Source organism: Sphingomonas yabuuchiae, from assembly GCF_014199595.1.
GTDB lineage: Bacteria > Pseudomonadota > Alphaproteobacteria > Sphingomonadales > Sphingomonadaceae > Sphingomonas > Sphingomonas yabuuchiae.
In genome coordinates this window covers 133,952-149,380 of record NZ_JACHNX010000001.1, presented here as the reverse complement: position 1 = coordinate 149,380, position 15,429 = coordinate 133,952, and the positions used below count along the sequence as shown (strand labels likewise).

Sequence of the window (15,429 nt, the reverse complement as noted above, 5' to 3'; positions counted from 1 at the left end):
GACCGGGATAAAAATCGCGATCGCGATGACCAGAACGGCTATCATCCCCAAGACGATGACGAACCACGGGTCTTCATTTCCCATCGGACACCACCACCAGCCTATCGAATGTCCGCTATCGGAGCGTGCCGTTCCTCAAGCCTCGCTGACCAGCAGCTTGTCGATCCGCCGCCCGTCCAGGTCCACCACCTCAAAGCGCCAGCCCTGTTCGACGAAGCTCTCGCCCTCCCCCGGCAGGTGGCGGAACACGGCCAGCGCCAGCCCGGCGACGGTCGCATAGTCGCGGTCGTCGGGTAGATCGATGCCGAGCCGGTCGGCCAAAGCGTCCGCCGCCATGGTGCCCGCGACCAGCAGCGAACCGTCGTCGCGCTCGACTACCGAGGGCGCCTCGCCCGGATCGGCGTCGGAGGCGAATTCGCCTGCGATCGCGGCCAGCAGGTCGGACGGGGTCACGATCCCCTCGAAATGGCCATACTCGTCATGGATGAGCGCCATCGGTACCTCGGCCTGGCGCAGCGCCAGCAGCACGTCCATCGCGTCGATCCGGTCGATCACGACGGGCGCCTTGCGCATCAGGTGCTTGAGGTTGAGCGGCTCGCCCCGGAACAGCGCCATGGCGATGTCGCGCGCCTGCACCACGCCGACCACCGCGTCGATCGAGCCCTCCCCCACCGGCAGGCGGGTGCGCGGGCTTTCGAGCAGCTTGGCGCGGATCGCCGCGTCGTCCAGCGTACAGTCCAGCCAGTCGATCTCGGTGCGCGGCGTCATCACCTCGCGCACCGGCCGGTCCGCGAGCCGCACCACGCCCGAGATGATCGAGCGCTCATGCTCCTCGATCACGCCGGACTTGGACGCCTCGGCCACGATCAGGTGAAGCTCCTCGGCCGTCACCTGATCCTCATTGTCGCGGTTCAGGCCCAGCAGCTTGAAGATCACCCCGCTGGTCGAATCGAGCACCCAGACGATCGGCGCGGTGCCCACCGCCAGCCAGCGCATCGGCACCGCGACGAAGGCGGCGATCGGCTCGGGCTTGCGCAGGGCGAATTGCTTCGGCACCAGTTCGCCCAGGATCAGCGAGGCATAGGTGGTCAGGCCGATGACCAGCGCGAAGCCCAGGGTCGCGGCGGTCGAAGGCGACACGCCGAGTGCCTCCAGCCGGGCGGCGGTCGGCGTGCCCAGGCTGGCGCCCGAATAGGCGCCCGCGATGATGCCGGTCAGGGTGATGCCGATCTGGACGGTCGACAGGAACTTGCCCGGATCGGCGGCGAGCGTCAGCGCGGCCTGCGCCCCTTTACGTCCGCTGCGCGCCATCGCCTCCAGGCGGGCACGGCGAGACGATACAATCGCCAGCTCGCTCATCGCGAATGCGCCATTCAACGCGACGAGCGCGAGAATGATGAGGACGTCGATCCACGGAAAGGGGGGCAGCGTTGCCATCGTTATGGGGTGCTCATAGCGGGCCGGACAGGGCTTCGACAACTCCTGTCGTCATGTTCCGTTCAGTTCACCTGCGGAACAAGGCGGTCCGACGCGGCGTTCCGGGGGTCGAGACGCCGTCCGAAACTAACAAGGATCATGTTTATGCGACTGCCCGCCAAATTTCTGACCGCCGCCGCGCTGTCCGCCCTCGTCGCCACCTCGGCCTGCACCACTGACCCGGAGACGGGGCAGCAGCGCCTGTCCAAGGCCGCGATCGGCGGCATCGGCGGTGCGGTCGGTGGCTATCTGCTCGGCGATCTGGTCGGCGGTCGTCGCGACCGTACCGAGAAGATTCTGGGTGCTGGCATCGGCGGCCTCGCGGGGGCTGGCATCGGCGCCTATATGGACAAGCAGGAGCGCGACCTGCGCGCGCGCACCGCGGGCACCGATGTGCAGGTGGTCCGCCAGGGCGACGACCTGCTGCTGAACCTGCCCTCGGGCATCACCTTCGCCTATAATTCGTCGCAGGTGCAGCCGCAGTTCCGCCAGACGCTGGACCAGGTCGCCGACATCCTGTCGCAGTATAAGCAGACCTATATCGACGTGTACGGCCACACCGATTCGACCGGCAGCGCGGAATACAACCAGCGCCTGTCGGAGCAGCGTGCGACGTCGGTCGCCGACTATCTGGCGTCGCGCGGCGTGCAGCCCGCCCGCATCGGCACGCGCGGTTTCGGCAAGTCGCAGCCTATCGCGTCGAACGACACCGAGGAAGGCCGCGCCGCCAACCGCCGTGTCGAGATCAAGATCGTGCCGATCCGCGAGGGCGATCTGCGCTGATCCGATCGCCATCGGCTTGAGGAAAGGGGCCCGGGCGAGAAATCGCCCGGGCCCCTTTCTACTTCATCGGGCCGTCATGCTTCCGTCATGGCGGACACACTCTACTGGCCCGTGTTGGATCACTCTTTCCGTAAAAGGGCAGACGAGCCGCATGCCGCAAGGACCGGACAAGAATTCTTCTGCCAACACGCGGACTGGCGCGCTGCTGACCGGGATACTGGTCTTTGCCGCGCTCCTGATCCTAGATGCATGGGAGATTGCGCCCCACTCCGCGCTCCGTGCGGGCATCGTCGGCGGAATGAGCGCCATTGTCGCGATGCTGCTGATTCGCCTCTTCCATAATCGCAAGGGCCCCTGAGGCTGCCCTATCGTCGCACCGCAAAGAAGTTGCGGAGCAGGTCAGCGGCCTCCCCCTCACCGATCCCGGCGTACACCTCTGGCCGGTGATGGCAGGTCGGTTGGCCGAAGAAGCGTGGGCCATGCTCTACCGCGCCGCCCTTGGGGTCGCTTGCGGCGTAATAGAGCCGGGCGATTCGGGCATGGGCGATGGCGCCCGCACACATGGCGCAGGGCTCCAGCGTGACCCACAGTTCGCAATCTTCCAGCCGGTCCCGCCCCAGCGCCAGCGCCGCCGCGCGAATCGCCTGGATTTCGGCATGGGCGGTGGGGTCGTGGAGGCGGCGGGGCGCGTTGGCGCCGGTCGCGATGATCGTACCGCCCTGCACCACCACCGCACCTACCGGCACCTCGCCCGCCAGCCCCGCCTGGATAGCGGCATCGAGCGCGGCGCGCATCGGGGCGGGGAGCGGAAACATCGTCCCTCCCTGCCCCGCGCCCGTCATCCGGGCAAGGGCGCTTACTGGACGTTGGTCTGGGTCGCGTCGGCGGGCTTTTCGACGCTCACCGTCGGCACCTCGACCGTCTTCTGAGTCGTGCCGACCGACACCTTGGGCCCTTCGGCGCGGAAGCTGGGCGCCTGGACGACCGCCGGGCGGGTCTGGTCGATGCTGATCCAGCCCATCGCCATGGCTCCGGCGGCCAGCAGGAGGACGATGCCCAACAGGACGAGAAAAGCGCGCATGATCCTGGCTCCCAAAGGTTCGTTGCCGTAACAACGCAGCCGACGAAGCGCAGTTGCACCGGCGATCGGCATGGCTGATCGTCGCGAATTGCAGGGGCGATTGCGGGGAATCGGTTGACGCCACCCCCCGGACGGGGTATCGGCGCGGCCTTTCCGGGCACTGCCTGAAACCAGGATAACGATCATGTCGCGCATTTGCGAGCTGACCGGCAAGGGCCGGCAGGTGGGTAACAACGTTTCCCACGCCAACAACAAGACCAAGCGTACGTTCCTGCCGAACCTGCAGAACGTCACGCTGATTTCGGACTCGCTCGAGAAGAGCGTCCGTCTTCGCGTTTCGACCCACGGCCTGCGCTCGGTCGAGCACAATGGCGGCCTGGACAACTGGCTGGTCAAGACCTCGGACGATCAGCTTTCGCTGCGCGTGCGTCGCCTGAAGCGCGACGTCGTCAAGAAGCTGGCCGCCGCCAAGACCGAAGCCGCCGCCGCTTAATCAGCGACGCGTCGGTTGACGGGTTGAAGCCCGCCGCTCCCCGGAGCGGCGGGTTTTCGTCGTTGTGGATTTGAGGTTATCCCTTGGCCTTCGACGTCGCTCAGGCTGAACGGAGCGAGGGATTAGGCCCCGCCTAACAACCTCCGTTCAGCCTGAGCGAAGTCGAAGGCCACGCTGAAGCGCTAGCGAATCGCCTCGCGCTCCAGCCGGAACTTCAACAGATAGTTGCGCTGCAGGAACAGCTGATTGTCGTCCGACACCAGCCACAGGATCGTCGCCCCCGCTTCCTGCGTCACCGCCACCCCTTCGAAATTATCGTGGATCAGCGGCGAATCGAGTTCCGCGAGCAACTGCCCCTGCGCCACCCGCCCCGGCGCGATCTGTGGGGCGGGGACCAGCATAATGCGATTCGAGAAGCGGAAGGGCAGCCGGAAGCGCCGCTCGACGACCACCAGCGATCCGTCGGGCAGCGCGGCCGCATCGGCGACGTCATGGTGCGGCGACGCACGATAGGCGAAGCGCCGGGCATGGCCCTTTAGCGGATCGCCCGGGAAGATCAGCGCCTGACGGCTGTTGCGCCGCGATTCGTCGCTGCCGCGCCAGGCCTTGCGGCGCACCCGGCCTTCTTCGGAAATGGTGACGAATCGGCCATCGGGCATCCGTGCCAGCGATTCGGCACCGCCATTGGGCGGCCAGTCCTTCATGTCGCGTGGCGCGACACGCCCCTCGGCGCGGGCGAAATCCGGCGTATAACGCCAGATCTGGTTATAACCCTCGAACCCCACCCAGAATTGGCCCGTCTTCGGATCGACCGCCAGCGACTCGCTGTCGCGATCTTCCTTCTGCCATCCCGTGCCGGGCCCGGCGGGCAGGTTGGAAAAGCGCAGATCGTGCGGCTGCCAGTCCGCCCCCATACGAAAGCGGATGATGTTGCCGCCGTCGCTCAACAGCAGGAACTGGTCCCCCGTCACGGTCAGTGAAGAATAGCCACCGAAAGCAGGCAGGCGACTCGTCAGCGCGATACCGCCCAGATAGGTCAGCGCCCCGACCCGCCGCCGCGACGGATCGCGAGGGTCCAGCTCGACCCGGTGCACATCCATCTGCGGCTTGCCCGCGAACAGCGCCAGCCGCTGCTCGCCCGTCCATCCCGGCACCAGGGCCAATATCAGCAGGCAGGAGAGCAGAATGCGCATGGTGCCTCATACGCATTGCAGCGCAGCACGACACCCCTTTCGCTGCCCTACTGCTGCCCCGACCGGACGCGTCGCTGCCTGAACGGCGGATAACGGGGACATTCAGGAAGCGCTCAACGCGAAGCGGCCAGAAGCAGTGCAACGACGACGGACGGGACCGTCGATCGACACGAGTTTCGGGAGTGAGACCATGATGAAGACCCTGACCCTGGCGGCGACCGTAATGGCGATGATCGGTGGCGCCGTGCTGCCCGCGACCGCCGCGGATGCGCACCGCTATCGCCGGGCCCATCATTCGGATCGCTATGATCGCGGCTATAACGACGGCGCGCGCGCCGAGTATCAGGCGAGCAAGTGCCGCCGCTCGGGCACGACCGGCACCATCGTCGGTGCGGTGGCGGGCGGCCTGCTAGGCCGGACCATCGACACCGATGGCGACCGCACGCTGGGCACGCTGATCGGCGGTGGTGCCGGTGCGCTGGCGGGCCGCGCGATCGAGCGGTCGGGCCGTCCGGGTTATTGCCGCTAAACAGTTAGGGCGGGCGGAGCCTGTATCTGCCCCACCCGCCCCAGTTTTCTCGCGTAGCGTATCGAGGACGGAACGCCGATCTCCCTACCGGAGGTCGGCGTTTTTGCCTTCAAACGCATTCCTCCCCTGCGAGGGGAGGAATGCAGGCGAACACTATCAATACATATGCTGACCGCCGTTGATCGACAGGGTCGAGCCGGTGACGAAGCCCGCCTCGTCCGAGCAGAGAAAGGCGACGCCGCGCGCGATCTCATGCGCCTGGCCCAGGCGGCCGACCGGGATCTTGGCGACGATCTTCTCCAGCACGTCGGCGGGAACCGCGGCGACCATGTCGGTGTCGATATAGCCCGGCGCGATCGCGTTCACGGTCACGCCGACGCGCGCGCCTTCCTGTGCCAGCGCCTTGGTAAAGCCATGGATGCCCGACTTGGCGGCGGCATAGTTGACCTGGCCATATTGACCCGCCTGGCCGTTGATGGAGCCGATGTTGACGATGCGGCCCCATTTGCGCTCGCGCATGCCGGGGAACACCGCCTTGGCCATGTTGAAGCAACCGCCCAGATTGGTGTCCATGACCTCTTTCCACATCTGGTAGGTCATCTTCAGCAGCGTGCCGTCGCGGGTGATGCCCGCATTGTTGACGACGATATCGACCGGGCCGAGTTCCTCGGCGACCTGGGCGACACCCGCCTGCACGGCGTCATAATCGGCGACGTCCCATTTATACGCCTTGATCCCGGTGCGCTCCAAGAACTCGCGCGCACGCTCGTCATTGCCCGCATAATTGGCGGCGACGGTCACGCCCGCCTCCTTCAGGGCCAGGCTGATCGCCTCGCCGATACCGCGCGTACCACCCGTCACAATCGCGACCCGTGCCATTCAACCTCTCCCAAATTTCGATTGTGGCTTAAAAGGGGCATGCGCCCTCTGCAATGGCGAACACCGGGTGCAACGTAATATTACGCTACGGCAACCAGCCCTGAAGCTCGCGTTCGATCAATCCGCGCAGCATCGCGATACCGACATCACTGTCGTTAAGGCATGGGAGATAGGCGAAATGGGTTCCGCCCGCGCCCTCGAAACTTTCGCGCCCGCGAATCGCCAGTTCTTCCAGCGTCTCGATACAGTCCGCCGAAAAGCCCGGCGCCAGGATCGCGACCTTGCGGATGCCGCGTCCCGGCAGCGCTTCGAGTACCGTATCGGTCGCGGGCTCCAGCCATTTGGCGCGGCCGAATCGCGACTGGAACGCGACCAGCAGTTCGCGGCCGTTCAGCGTGTCCTTCATCGCTTCGGCCAGCAGCCGCGCAGTTTTGCGGCAATGGCAGTGATAGGGATCGCCCAGTTCCAGCGTCCGTTGCGGCATTCCGTGGAAGCTGGCGACCACCGCCTCCGGCTCGAAATCCAGCGCGGCGAACTGCGCCTCCAATTGGGTCTTGAGCGCATCGATATAGAGCGCCTCGTCATAATAAGGCGGCAGGGTGCGGATCGCGGGTTGCCAGCGCAGCGTCGCCAGATGCGCGAAGGCCCGGTCATTGGCGGTGGCGGTCGTCGCCGCGCAATATTGCGGATAGAGCGGCGCGAGCAGGATACGCTCGCACCCCGCCGCCTTCATCGCCTTCACCTGGTCGACGATGGCGGGACGGCCATAGCGCATCGCCCAGTCGACCATGACGCCCGGCCCAAACGCGTCCTTCAGCGCCACCGCCTGCGCCCGCGTGATCGCGGCCAGCGGCGAGCCGTCGTCCCGCCACACCAGCGAATAGGCATGGGCGGACTTTTTCGGCCGGGTATTCAGGATGATGCCGCGCAGGATCGGCTGCCACAGCAGCGCCGGGATCTCGATGACCCGGCGATCCGACAGGAACTCGCGCAGATAGCGCTTCACCGACTTCGGATCGGGCGCATCGGGGGTTCCCAGATTCATCAACAGCACGCCGATCTTCGGGCGCGGGACGGGGGGATGGTCGGGCGGCAGCATCAGGCGGACAACTCCATCGGCAGGCTTCGTATCCGTGGGAAGCCGGGCAGGGTGGCGAGCGCATTGGCGATGGCGGGCGCGACCGGCGGCACGGCCAGCTCGCTCACCCCGCCGGGCGCTTCGTCGGAGGAAAGCAGTTCGACCGTGATGTCGGGCGTATCGGCCAGGCGCGGCAGGTTCAGCGCGCCCAGCTGCGACGGCACGGCCCATCCCCGCTCGAACCCAACCGCGCCGCCGCGCAAGGCAGCCAGACCGAAGATCAGCCCGCCCTCGACCTGCTGGCGTACGATATCGGGGTTCACCACCCGGCCGCAGTCGATGGCGGCGACCAGCCGGTCGACCACCGGGCGGCCATTCTCGTCCCGGTGCGTCTCGGCCATCACCGCGACATAGCTGCCACGAAAGCCATGCGCGGCGACGCCCTGTCCGCTGCCCGGCCCGCCACCTTCCCAGCCGCCCAGCGAGGCGGCGGTCGACAGGCACCGCGCCAGCCGGGGCTCCTGCCCCAGCATCGCGATCCGCCACGCCAGTGGATCGGCCCCCGCCGCCCGGGCGCATTCGTCGATGAAGGACTCGGCGACGAAGCAGTTGGCGACATGCGCGCCGCCGCGCACATGACCGGTTGGGATGGGCAGCGATGCGTCGTGATGATGCACCGCCAGCGCCGGGATCGCATAGGGCGGCACCGCGCCACCCATCGCATAGGCATCGCCCCGCCCCTGCCCGCGCATCCCCCAGCGGACCAGCCCGGCGGGCATCACCCGCTCCGCCAGCGCCCGCCCGGTCGAGGGCGTAGCGATCCGGCCGCGCCAGCCGACCAGCTTGCCCCGCTCCAGCCGCGCGGTCATCCGGGCGATGGCAGGCGCGCGCCATGCGTCGCGGCGCAGATCCTCGGTGCGCGACCATTGGACGTTGACCGGCCGCTTCAGCTTCGCCGCGATCATCGCCGCCTGCGCCACCGCATCCTGCTCCAGCCCCTGGCCGAAGCCGCCGCCGATCGGCATGGCATGGACGATCACCCGATCCTCCGGAATGGCCGCCGCCCGCGCCGCGACCTTGCGCGCCGCCTCGGGGGCCTGGGTCGGCGCCCACAGCTCCAGCCCGCCATCCGGCCACGCCGCCACTGCCGCGCGCGGCTCGATCGCGGCATGGACGCCGGTGCCGATCCGGTAGCGCGCCTCGATCAGCCCCGGTCCCTCCAGCGCCGCCGCGACATCGCCGCGCGTCAGGACGCTATGGCCTTCTTCCTTGAGCGCGGCCTCCAGTCCTTGGGTAATGGCCTGCGAGGTCGGCACCGCCCCGTCGCTGACCGCACGCGGCGCCGCCGCATCGAGGCCCTTTTGCGCGATCCACCAGCTGCTGGCGGCGACCGCGACCCAATCCTCGCCCTCGATCACCTCGACGACGCCGGGCACCTTCATTGCCGCCGCCCGGTCGATACGGATCGCACGCGTTCGGCCCAACGGCGCATGGCGAAGCGCGACATGGACCATGTCGGGCAGGCGGATGTCGGCGGTGAAATTGGCCGAGCCATCGAGTTTGGCGGGCGAATCGAGCCGGGGCACGTCCTTGCCCGCCAGCTTGCCCGCGCCGCCGCTGCCCAGCGGCAGGGGATGGGGTACCGTCTCGCCCGCCGCCGCCTCGGCCAGTTCGGCCAAGCGCAGCCGCTGGTCGCCATGGACGATGAAGCCGTCCCTGGCCTCGCACTCGCTCCAGTCGACGCCCCAGCGGCGGGCGGCGGCCTGCGTCATCAGCGCACGCGCGGTCGCGGCGGCGGCGCGCGCGGGCCCCTCGAACATGCGCAGCGAGCTGGACCCGGCGGTCAGCATCGCCCGGTCGCGCCGCAGCCACTCGTCGCGCATCCCCTCCGGCAGGCGGCCGAACGCACCCTCGAACAGCGAATCGACGCCGACCGGATTGGCGTAGAGCGGGCCGGGCGGCGCAGGCTCGACCGCGACGGTGCGCCAGTCCGCGCCCAGCTCGTCGGCGACCACCTGCGCCAACGTGGTCGCGATCCCCTGGCCATGCTCGGCCTGCGGCACCGCGACGGTGACGATCCCGTCGCGCCCGATCTTCAACCACGCCCCGAACGCCTGCTCGCCCGGTTCGGTCGTCAGGCTCGGCGGATAGGCGCGCGGCCACAGGCCCCAGGCGACGACCAAACCGGCCCCCACACCTCCGCCGACCAAGATGTTGCGCCTGCTCAACTCCATCGCGGCCGAGCCTTAGCGGACAAGGGCGCGCAGGCAAGCGGGGGGTTTCGTTGTCTCAAAGCGAGGGTGTCGATTGTTCACGCGAAGACGCAAAGACGCGAAGGTCTTTTTGCGCGCAGAGGCGCAGAGGACGCAGAGGGGGACCAGCGGCATGGGCATCCCGCCGTCTCGATCGGCAGACCGCGTCGCTCATGAAGATGGAATGGCCTTGCGGCCGGGCCAGACACCTCTGCGTCCTCCGCGCCTCTGCGCGAACCATTCTTCTTCGTGTCTTCGCGGCTTCGCGTGATTCCAGGTCAGGTCAGGTCAGGCCACGCCCCACCCCGCACCCCATACAGGACGGCACCGAACCCATGTCTTGGTGTTGTCCCACGACCGCTCTATGAAGCGGACCAGAAAGGGAAACGCATTTGATCCTCTCCATGCTTGCCGCCACTGGGCTCGCGGCCGCCAGCGGCCATATCCGGTTCGAGGATCTGGGGTTGCACCCGGATGTGTTCTCGATCGGCTTCTTCACGCTGCGCTGGTACAGCCTGGCCTATATCACCGGCATCCTGTTCGGCTGGTGGTATCTGGGCAAGATGCTCGACCGACCCGGCGCGCCGATGTCGCGGGCGCATGCCGACGATCTGGTCTTCTATGCCACGCTGGGCATCATCCTGGGCGGGCGGATCGGTTATGTGATCTTCTACGCGCCCGAGATGTTCCTCCACCCGCTGCATATCGTGCGGCTGTGGGACGGCGGCATGAGCTTCCATGGCGGCGCGGCGGGCACGGGGATCGGCGTCATTCTGTTCGCGCGCAAGCACAAGCTCAGCTGGCTGCGCATCCTGGACTATCTGGTCTGCGCCGCGCCGGTCGGACTGTTCTTAGGCCGCCTCGCCAATTTCGTGAACGGCGAACTGTGGGGCAAGCCGTCGGACGCCCCCTGGGCGATCATCTTCCCGCGCACCGTGCCCTTCGGCCTGCCAGACCCTGCCCGCCATCCCAGCCAGCTTTACGAGGCCGGGCTGGAGGGTCTGGTCCTGTTCGCCGTGATGAGCTTTGCCTTCTGGCGCACCAAGGCACGTTACGATCCGGGCAAGCTGTCGGGCCTGTTCCTGCTCGGCTATGGCATTGCACGCTTCATCGTCGAATTCTTCCGCGAACCCGACCAGCAACTACGCGCCTTTGCCCAGATGACCGGGCTGCACATGGGCCAGTGGCTCTGCGTGCCGATGATCCTGGGCGGTCTGTACCTGATGAACACCGCCAAGGCGCGCCGCGTCCGGGTCGAGCCGATCGCGGGACCCGACAGCGTTTCCTGATCCCCTTGCGGCGAAGGAATGGGATCGGCAGAGCGGGTTCATGACGAACCCGCTGATCCCCCCCGCCGATCACAAGCCGGAGCCCGAGGACGCGCTGCCCGAACGGCTCGCGCGCGCCATTGCGCTGGCCGGGCCGATCCCGGTGGCGCAGTTCATGGCCGCGGCCAATGCGCATTATTACGGCACGCGCGATCCGCTCGGCGCGGGCGGCGACTTCACCACCAGCCCCGAGATCAGCCAGATGTTCGGCGAACTGGTCGGCCTGTGGTGCGCCGACCTGTGGGACCGGACGGGGCGGCCGGAGGCATATTGGGTCGAGCTGGGGCCGGGGCGCGGAACCCTTGCCGCCGATGCCCGGCGCGCCATGGCCAAGGCGGGCTTCACGCCCGGCATCCATTTCGTCGAGACCAGCGCCACGCTGCGCACCGCGCAGGGTGAGCGCGTGGCCGATGCGCAGTGGCACGACTCGGTCGAGACGCTGCCGACCGACCGACCGCTGATCGTCGTCGCCAACGAGTTTTTCGACGCGCTGCCCATCCGCCAGCTCGTCCGTCGCGGCGAGGGCTGGCACGAGCGGCTGGTCGCGGCGCAGGACCTGCTCTTTCTGCCGATCGCGGGCCCCCCGGTGCCGGGCGAGATCATCCCCGAGCCGCTGCGTGAGGCCGAGGCCGGATCGGTGATCGAGGTTTCCCCTGCCAGCGTCGCGGTGATGCGCACGCTATCGGCGCGGATCGCCGCGCAGGGCGGCGCCGCCCTGATCGTCGACTATGGTTATGAAGGCCCCGCCATCGCCGACACGCTGCAGGCGGTGCGCGGCCATGCCTATGCCAACCCCTTCGACCGGCCGGGCGAGCAGGATCTGAGCGCGCATGTCGACTTCACGACACTGGCCGCCGCTGCGCAAGGGAGCGGTTTGGCCGCCTTCGGTCCGGTGACGCAGCGCGACCTGCTGGGCGCACTCGGCATCGACCAGCGGACCGCCAGCCTCGCCCGCGCGCATCCCGACCGGGCCGACGCGCTGCTCGCAGATCGCAACCGGCTGATGCAGGACATGGGCACGCTGTTCCGCGCGCTGGCAGTCACCCGGCCCGACTGGCCGGTGCCTGCGGGCTATGGCGAATGATCGCCTATCGGGACGCCATGCCCGGCGATGGCGAGGCGCTGGCCGCGATGGCGCGCGCCGCCTTCACCGACACCTTCGGCCATCTCTATCCACCCGCCGACCTGAACGCCTTTCTGGATGAAGCCTTCGGCCCCGAAGGGCTGCCTGCCCAAATCGGCCATGCCGACTTCACCATCCGGCTCGCAACCGAGGATGATGCGATCATCGGCTTCGCCAAGATCGGACCCGTGGGTTTTCCCGGCGAATGGCCCGAGGATGCGGTCGAACTCTATCAGCTCTATGTCGCCTCCAGCCATCTGGGCGCGGGCGTCGGCCCCGTCCTGATGGACTGGGCCATCGCCACCGCGCGGGCACGCGGGGCGGGCGAGTTGATCCTGTCGGTCTATGTCGACAATCACCGGGCCAAGGCCTTTTACGCCCGCTACGGCTTTGTCGATGTCGGGCGCTACGACTTCCCCGTCGGCGGGACGATCGACGAGGACCGGATCATGAGGCTGTCGCTATGACCATCGAAACCCTTCGCACGCCCCTGTTGGAGCCTATCGCGCACGGCTTTCTCGGGCGGCGCGGCGGCGTGTCGGCAGGGATCCATGGCGGGTTGAATGTCGGGCTGGGTTCGGAGGACGATGCCGATGCGGTCGCCGAGAATCGCCGCCGCGCGCGCGATGCGGTGCTGCCCGGTTCGCGGCTGATCACCTGCTACCAGATTCACTCGGCAGAGGCGGTGACGCTGCTGTCTCCGCCCGAGGACGATGTCCGCCCACATGGCGATGCGCTGGTGACGGACCGACCGGGCCTGCTGCTCGGCATTCTGACCGCCGATTGCGCGCCGGTGCTGTTCGCCGATCCGCAAGCGGGCGTCATCGGCGCGGCCCATGCCGGGTGGAAGGGTGCACTGGGCGGGATCACCGATGCGACCTTGCTCGCGATGGAGGCGCTGGGTGCCCGGCGTGAGCGGATCGCCGCCGCCATCGGCCCGTGCATCGCCCGCGCCAGCTATGAAGTCGACGCCGCCTTCCTACGCCGCTTCGCCGAGGCCGAACCCGAGAATGAGCGCTTCTTCGCCGACGGCACCCGCGCGGATCACTATCAGTTCGACCTGGAAGCCTATGTCGTCCACCGCCTGGCCGCCGCAGGTGTTGCGCGCGTCGCGGCGCTGGGTGAGGACACCTATGCGCAGGAGGACCGCTTCTTCAGCTTCCGCCGCGCGACGCACCGCAACGAACCCTCTTACGGTCGCCAGATTTCGCTGATCGGCCTCGCCTGAGCCTCGCCAAAGCCATTCGCCGCGTTATCCTGGGGACATGGCCGCCGACAGAGCGGCATCCGTTCCCGAGGAGACCGACATGCCGACCGAATCCGATCTGACCGGCGTCCCGCCGCAAGACCCGAACACGGCCGCCAAGAGCGATGTGACTAGCATCGGCGACCGCAAGCTGAAGCCCTCCACGCTGATGATGGGTCATGGCTTCGACCCGGTGCTGTCCGAAGGCTCGCTGAAGCCGCCGATCTTCCTGACCTCGACCTTCGTCTTCCCCAATGCGGCGGCGGGCAAGCGGCATTTCGAGGGGGTGACCGGCAAGCGTCCCGGCGGCGCCGACGGCCTGGTCTATTCGCGCTTCAACGGACCCAACCAGGAAATCTTGGAGGACCGCCTAGCCATCTGGGACGAGGCGGAGGACGCGCTGACCTTCTCCAGCGGCATGGCGGCGATCGCCACCCTGTTCCTGTCGATGGTTCAGCCGGGCGACGTGATCGTCCATTCCGGCCCGCTCTATGCCGCGACCGAAACGCTGATCGGGCGCATCCTGGGCCGGTTCGGCGTCCAGTGGCTCGACTTCCCCGCGGGCGCGACGCGCGAGGAGATCGACGCGGTGCTGACCAAGGCGGCGGGCATGGGCCGCGTGCCGATGATCTATCTCGAAAGCCCCGCCAACCCGACCAACGCGCTGGTCGATATCGAGGCGGTGGCGGCCGCACGCGATGCGGTCTTTGCCGATCACGCCGAGAGGCCGCCGATCGCGATCGACAACACGTTCCTCGGCCCGCTGTGGCAGCGTCCGCTCAAGCACGGGGCCGATCTGGTCGTCTATTCGCTCACCAAATATGCGGGCGGCCATTCGGATCTGGTCACGGGCGGCGTGCTGGGGTCGAAGGCGCACATCGCCACCATCCGTTCGATGCGCAACACCATCGGCACCATCTGCGACCCCAATACCGCCTGGATGCTCCTGCGTTCGCTGGAGACGCTGGAGCTGCGCATGAGCCGCGCGGGCGAGAATGCGGCCAAGGTCTGCGCCTATCTACGCGATCATCCCAAGGTGGAGCGGGTCGGCTATCTCGGCTTTCTGGAAAGCACGCCGGGGATGGATCGGCAGGCGGACATTTACCGCCGCCACTGCACCGGCGGCGGATCGACCTTCTCGCTGTATCTGAAGGGCGGCGAGGCGGAATCCTTCCGCTTCCTCGACGCGCTCCGCATCGCCAAGCTGGCGGTCAGCCTCGGCGGGACCGAGACGCTGGCCAGCCACCCCGCCGCCATGACGCACCTCTCGGTGCCCGACGAGCGCAAGGCGGCGCTGGGCATCACCGACAATCTGGTGCGCATCTCGATCGGGGTCGAGGATGCCGATGACCTGATCGCCGATTGCGAACAGGCGCTCGCTGCGATCTGATCGTTCAGGCGGCGGCGAGCGCGGTGTAGAGCCGCGCCGTCAGCCGCCCCAGCGTCGCGCGGAAAAGCGAAGTATCGTTCAGCGCGCGGGACAGCACGACCGCGCCCTGGATGCCGCTGACCACATCCTGCGCCAGCGTGGCGGCATGATCCTCCGCCACGCCGCCGCGCGCCAAGAGCGTCTGGAGCGCGGCGATCCAGCGCCGGAAATAGCCCGCGATCGAATCGGCAAAGGGATCACGCGTCGCGCCCAGTCCCCAGGCCCCGATCAGACAGGCCCGCTGCCCCGAGCGGAAATAGCGGTCGACCTCGACCATCATCGCATCGATCCCGGCGCGCGGATCGTCGGCCTGCTCCAGCGGCGTGAAGATCGCGGCATCGAACCAGCCTGCGACATCGGCCAGCACGGCGGCGGCCATCTCCTGCTTCCCGCCGGGAAAGAAGTGGTAGAGGCTCCCCCGCCCCAGCCCGGTCGCGGTGCCGATCAGCGACAGGCTGGCACCCGCATAGCCATATTCGCGAAACACCTCGGCCAACCCCGGCAGTGCGTCGGCGCGCTCGGCGATCATCCGCGCCATT

At 67.9% G+C, this 15,429-nt stretch carries 17 protein-coding genes; 9 read left to right on the top strand and 8 right to left on the bottom strand.

Annotation, left to right across the window (positions count from 1 at the left end):
* Window positions 1–135 precede the first annotated feature (135 nt).
* Window positions 136–1,437: a hemolysin family protein gene (locus GGQ89_RS00675; RefSeq protein ID WP_184103272.1), complete on the bottom strand. Its 1,302-nt coding sequence runs from the start codon at window positions 1,435–1,437 to the stop codon at window positions 136–138.
* A gap of 144 nt (window positions 1,438–1,581) precedes the next feature.
* On the opposite strand from GGQ89_RS00675, the gene GGQ89_RS00670 reads away from it, so the two are divergent.
* Window positions 1,582–2,259 carry a YiaD family glycine zipper/OmpA-like lipoprotein gene (locus tag GGQ89_RS00670; RefSeq protein WP_056432149.1) on the top strand — a complete coding sequence of 226 codons (678 nt, stop codon included), beginning with the start codon at window positions 1,582–1,584 and terminating at the stop codon, window positions 2,257–2,259.
* A 151-nt stretch (window positions 2,260–2,410) separates the two neighbouring features.
* Complete coding sequence (locus GGQ89_RS00665) at window positions 2,411–2,617, top strand: hypothetical protein (protein ID WP_184103270.1); 207 nt, start codon at window positions 2,411–2,413, stop codon at window positions 2,615–2,617.
* Window positions 2,618–2,624: 7 nt separating this feature from the next.
* Here GGQ89_RS00665 and GGQ89_RS00660 read toward each other — a convergent pair whose 3' ends face one another.
* Entirely contained in the window at window positions 2,625–3,053 is a 429-nt protein-coding gene (locus GGQ89_RS00660) for a nucleoside deaminase (RefSeq protein WP_184103991.1), read from the bottom strand.
* A gap of 62 nt (window positions 3,054–3,115) precedes the next feature.
* Complete coding sequence (locus GGQ89_RS00655; RefSeq protein WP_184103268.1) at window positions 3,116–3,340, bottom strand: hypothetical protein; 225 nt, start codon at window positions 3,338–3,340, stop codon at window positions 3,116–3,118.
* Window positions 3,341–3,524: 184 nt separating this feature from the next.
* Here GGQ89_RS00655 and rpmB point away from each other — a divergent pair, with 184 nt between their 5' ends.
* The gene (rpmB, locus tag GGQ89_RS00650; RefSeq protein ID WP_056432158.1) at window positions 3,525–3,833 is read left to right on the top strand and encodes a 50S ribosomal protein L28; all 309 of its coding nucleotides are present in this window, start codon (window positions 3,525–3,527) and stop codon (window positions 3,831–3,833) included.
* Window positions 3,834–4,015: 182 nt separating this feature from the next.
* Here rpmB and GGQ89_RS00645 read toward each other — a convergent pair whose 3' ends face one another.
* Window positions 4,016–5,026: an esterase-like activity of phytase family protein gene (locus GGQ89_RS00645; RefSeq protein ID WP_184103266.1), complete on the bottom strand. Its 1,011-nt coding sequence runs from the start codon at window positions 5,024–5,026 to the stop codon at window positions 4,016–4,018.
* Window positions 5,027–5,216: 190 nt separating this feature from the next.
* Here GGQ89_RS00645 and GGQ89_RS00640 point away from each other — a divergent pair, with 190 nt between their 5' ends.
* Window positions 5,217–5,555, top strand: a complete 339-nt coding sequence (locus tag GGQ89_RS00640) for a glycine zipper 2TM domain-containing protein (RefSeq protein ID WP_184103264.1) — start codon at window positions 5,217–5,219, stop codon at window positions 5,553–5,555.
* A gap of 156 nt (window positions 5,556–5,711) precedes the next feature.
* Here GGQ89_RS00640 and phbB read toward each other — a convergent pair whose 3' ends face one another.
* The 3 genes from phbB to GGQ89_RS00625 form a co-directional block, all read right to left on the bottom strand.
* On the bottom strand, window positions 5,712–6,434 hold the full coding sequence (gene phbB / locus GGQ89_RS00635; RefSeq protein ID WP_184103262.1) for an acetoacetyl-CoA reductase: 723 nt from the start codon (window positions 6,432–6,434) through the stop codon (window positions 5,712–5,714).
* A gap of 85 nt (window positions 6,435–6,519) precedes the next feature.
* The gene (hemH, locus tag GGQ89_RS00630; RefSeq protein ID WP_184103260.1) at window positions 6,520–7,533 is read right to left on the bottom strand and encodes a ferrochelatase; all 1,014 of its coding nucleotides are present in this window, start codon (window positions 7,531–7,533) and stop codon (window positions 6,520–6,522) included.
* Entirely contained in the window at window positions 7,533–9,746 is a 2,214-nt protein-coding gene (locus tag GGQ89_RS00625) for a xanthine dehydrogenase family protein molybdopterin-binding subunit (RefSeq protein ID WP_184103258.1), read from the bottom strand. The genes hemH and GGQ89_RS00625 overlap by 1 nt, the downstream gene beginning before the upstream one ends.
* A 422-nt stretch (window positions 9,747–10,168) precedes the next feature.
* On the opposite strand from GGQ89_RS00625, the gene lgt reads away from it, so the two are divergent.
* From lgt to GGQ89_RS00600, 5 genes are all read left to right on the top strand, one after another.
* Entirely contained in the window at window positions 10,169–11,053 is an 885-nt protein-coding gene (gene lgt / locus GGQ89_RS00620) for a prolipoprotein diacylglyceryl transferase (RefSeq protein WP_184103989.1), read from the top strand.
* Window positions 11,054–11,093: 40 nt separating this feature from the next.
* Window positions 11,094–12,176, top strand: coding sequence for a class I SAM-dependent methyltransferase (locus GGQ89_RS00615; protein ID WP_184103256.1), 1,083 nt, complete (start codon window positions 11,094–11,096; stop codon window positions 12,174–12,176).
* Window positions 12,173–12,682, top strand: a complete 510-nt coding sequence (locus tag GGQ89_RS00610) for a GNAT family N-acetyltransferase (protein ID WP_184103254.1) — start codon at window positions 12,173–12,175, stop codon at window positions 12,680–12,682. Before GGQ89_RS00615 ends, GGQ89_RS00610 begins: the two co-directional genes overlap by 4 nt.
* Window positions 12,679–13,443 (top strand): peptidoglycan editing factor PgeF, encoded by a 765-nt coding sequence (gene pgeF / locus GGQ89_RS00605; RefSeq protein ID WP_184103252.1) that lies wholly within the window; start codon window positions 12,679–12,681, stop codon window positions 13,441–13,443. The genes GGQ89_RS00610 and pgeF overlap by 4 nt, the downstream gene beginning before the upstream one ends.
* Before the next feature lie 79 nt (window positions 13,444–13,522).
* Window positions 13,523–14,851, top strand: coding sequence for a cystathionine gamma-synthase family protein (locus GGQ89_RS00600; RefSeq protein WP_184103250.1), 1,329 nt, complete (start codon window positions 13,523–13,525; stop codon window positions 14,849–14,851).
* A 4-nt stretch (window positions 14,852–14,855) separates the two neighbouring features.
* Here the strand turns inward: GGQ89_RS00600 and GGQ89_RS00595 are convergent, their stop codons facing one another.
* Window positions 14,856–15,428: a TetR/AcrR family transcriptional regulator gene (locus GGQ89_RS00595; RefSeq protein ID WP_184103248.1), complete on the bottom strand. Its 573-nt coding sequence runs from the start codon at window positions 15,426–15,428 to the stop codon at window positions 14,856–14,858.
* Window position 15,429: the final 1 nt, after the last annotated feature.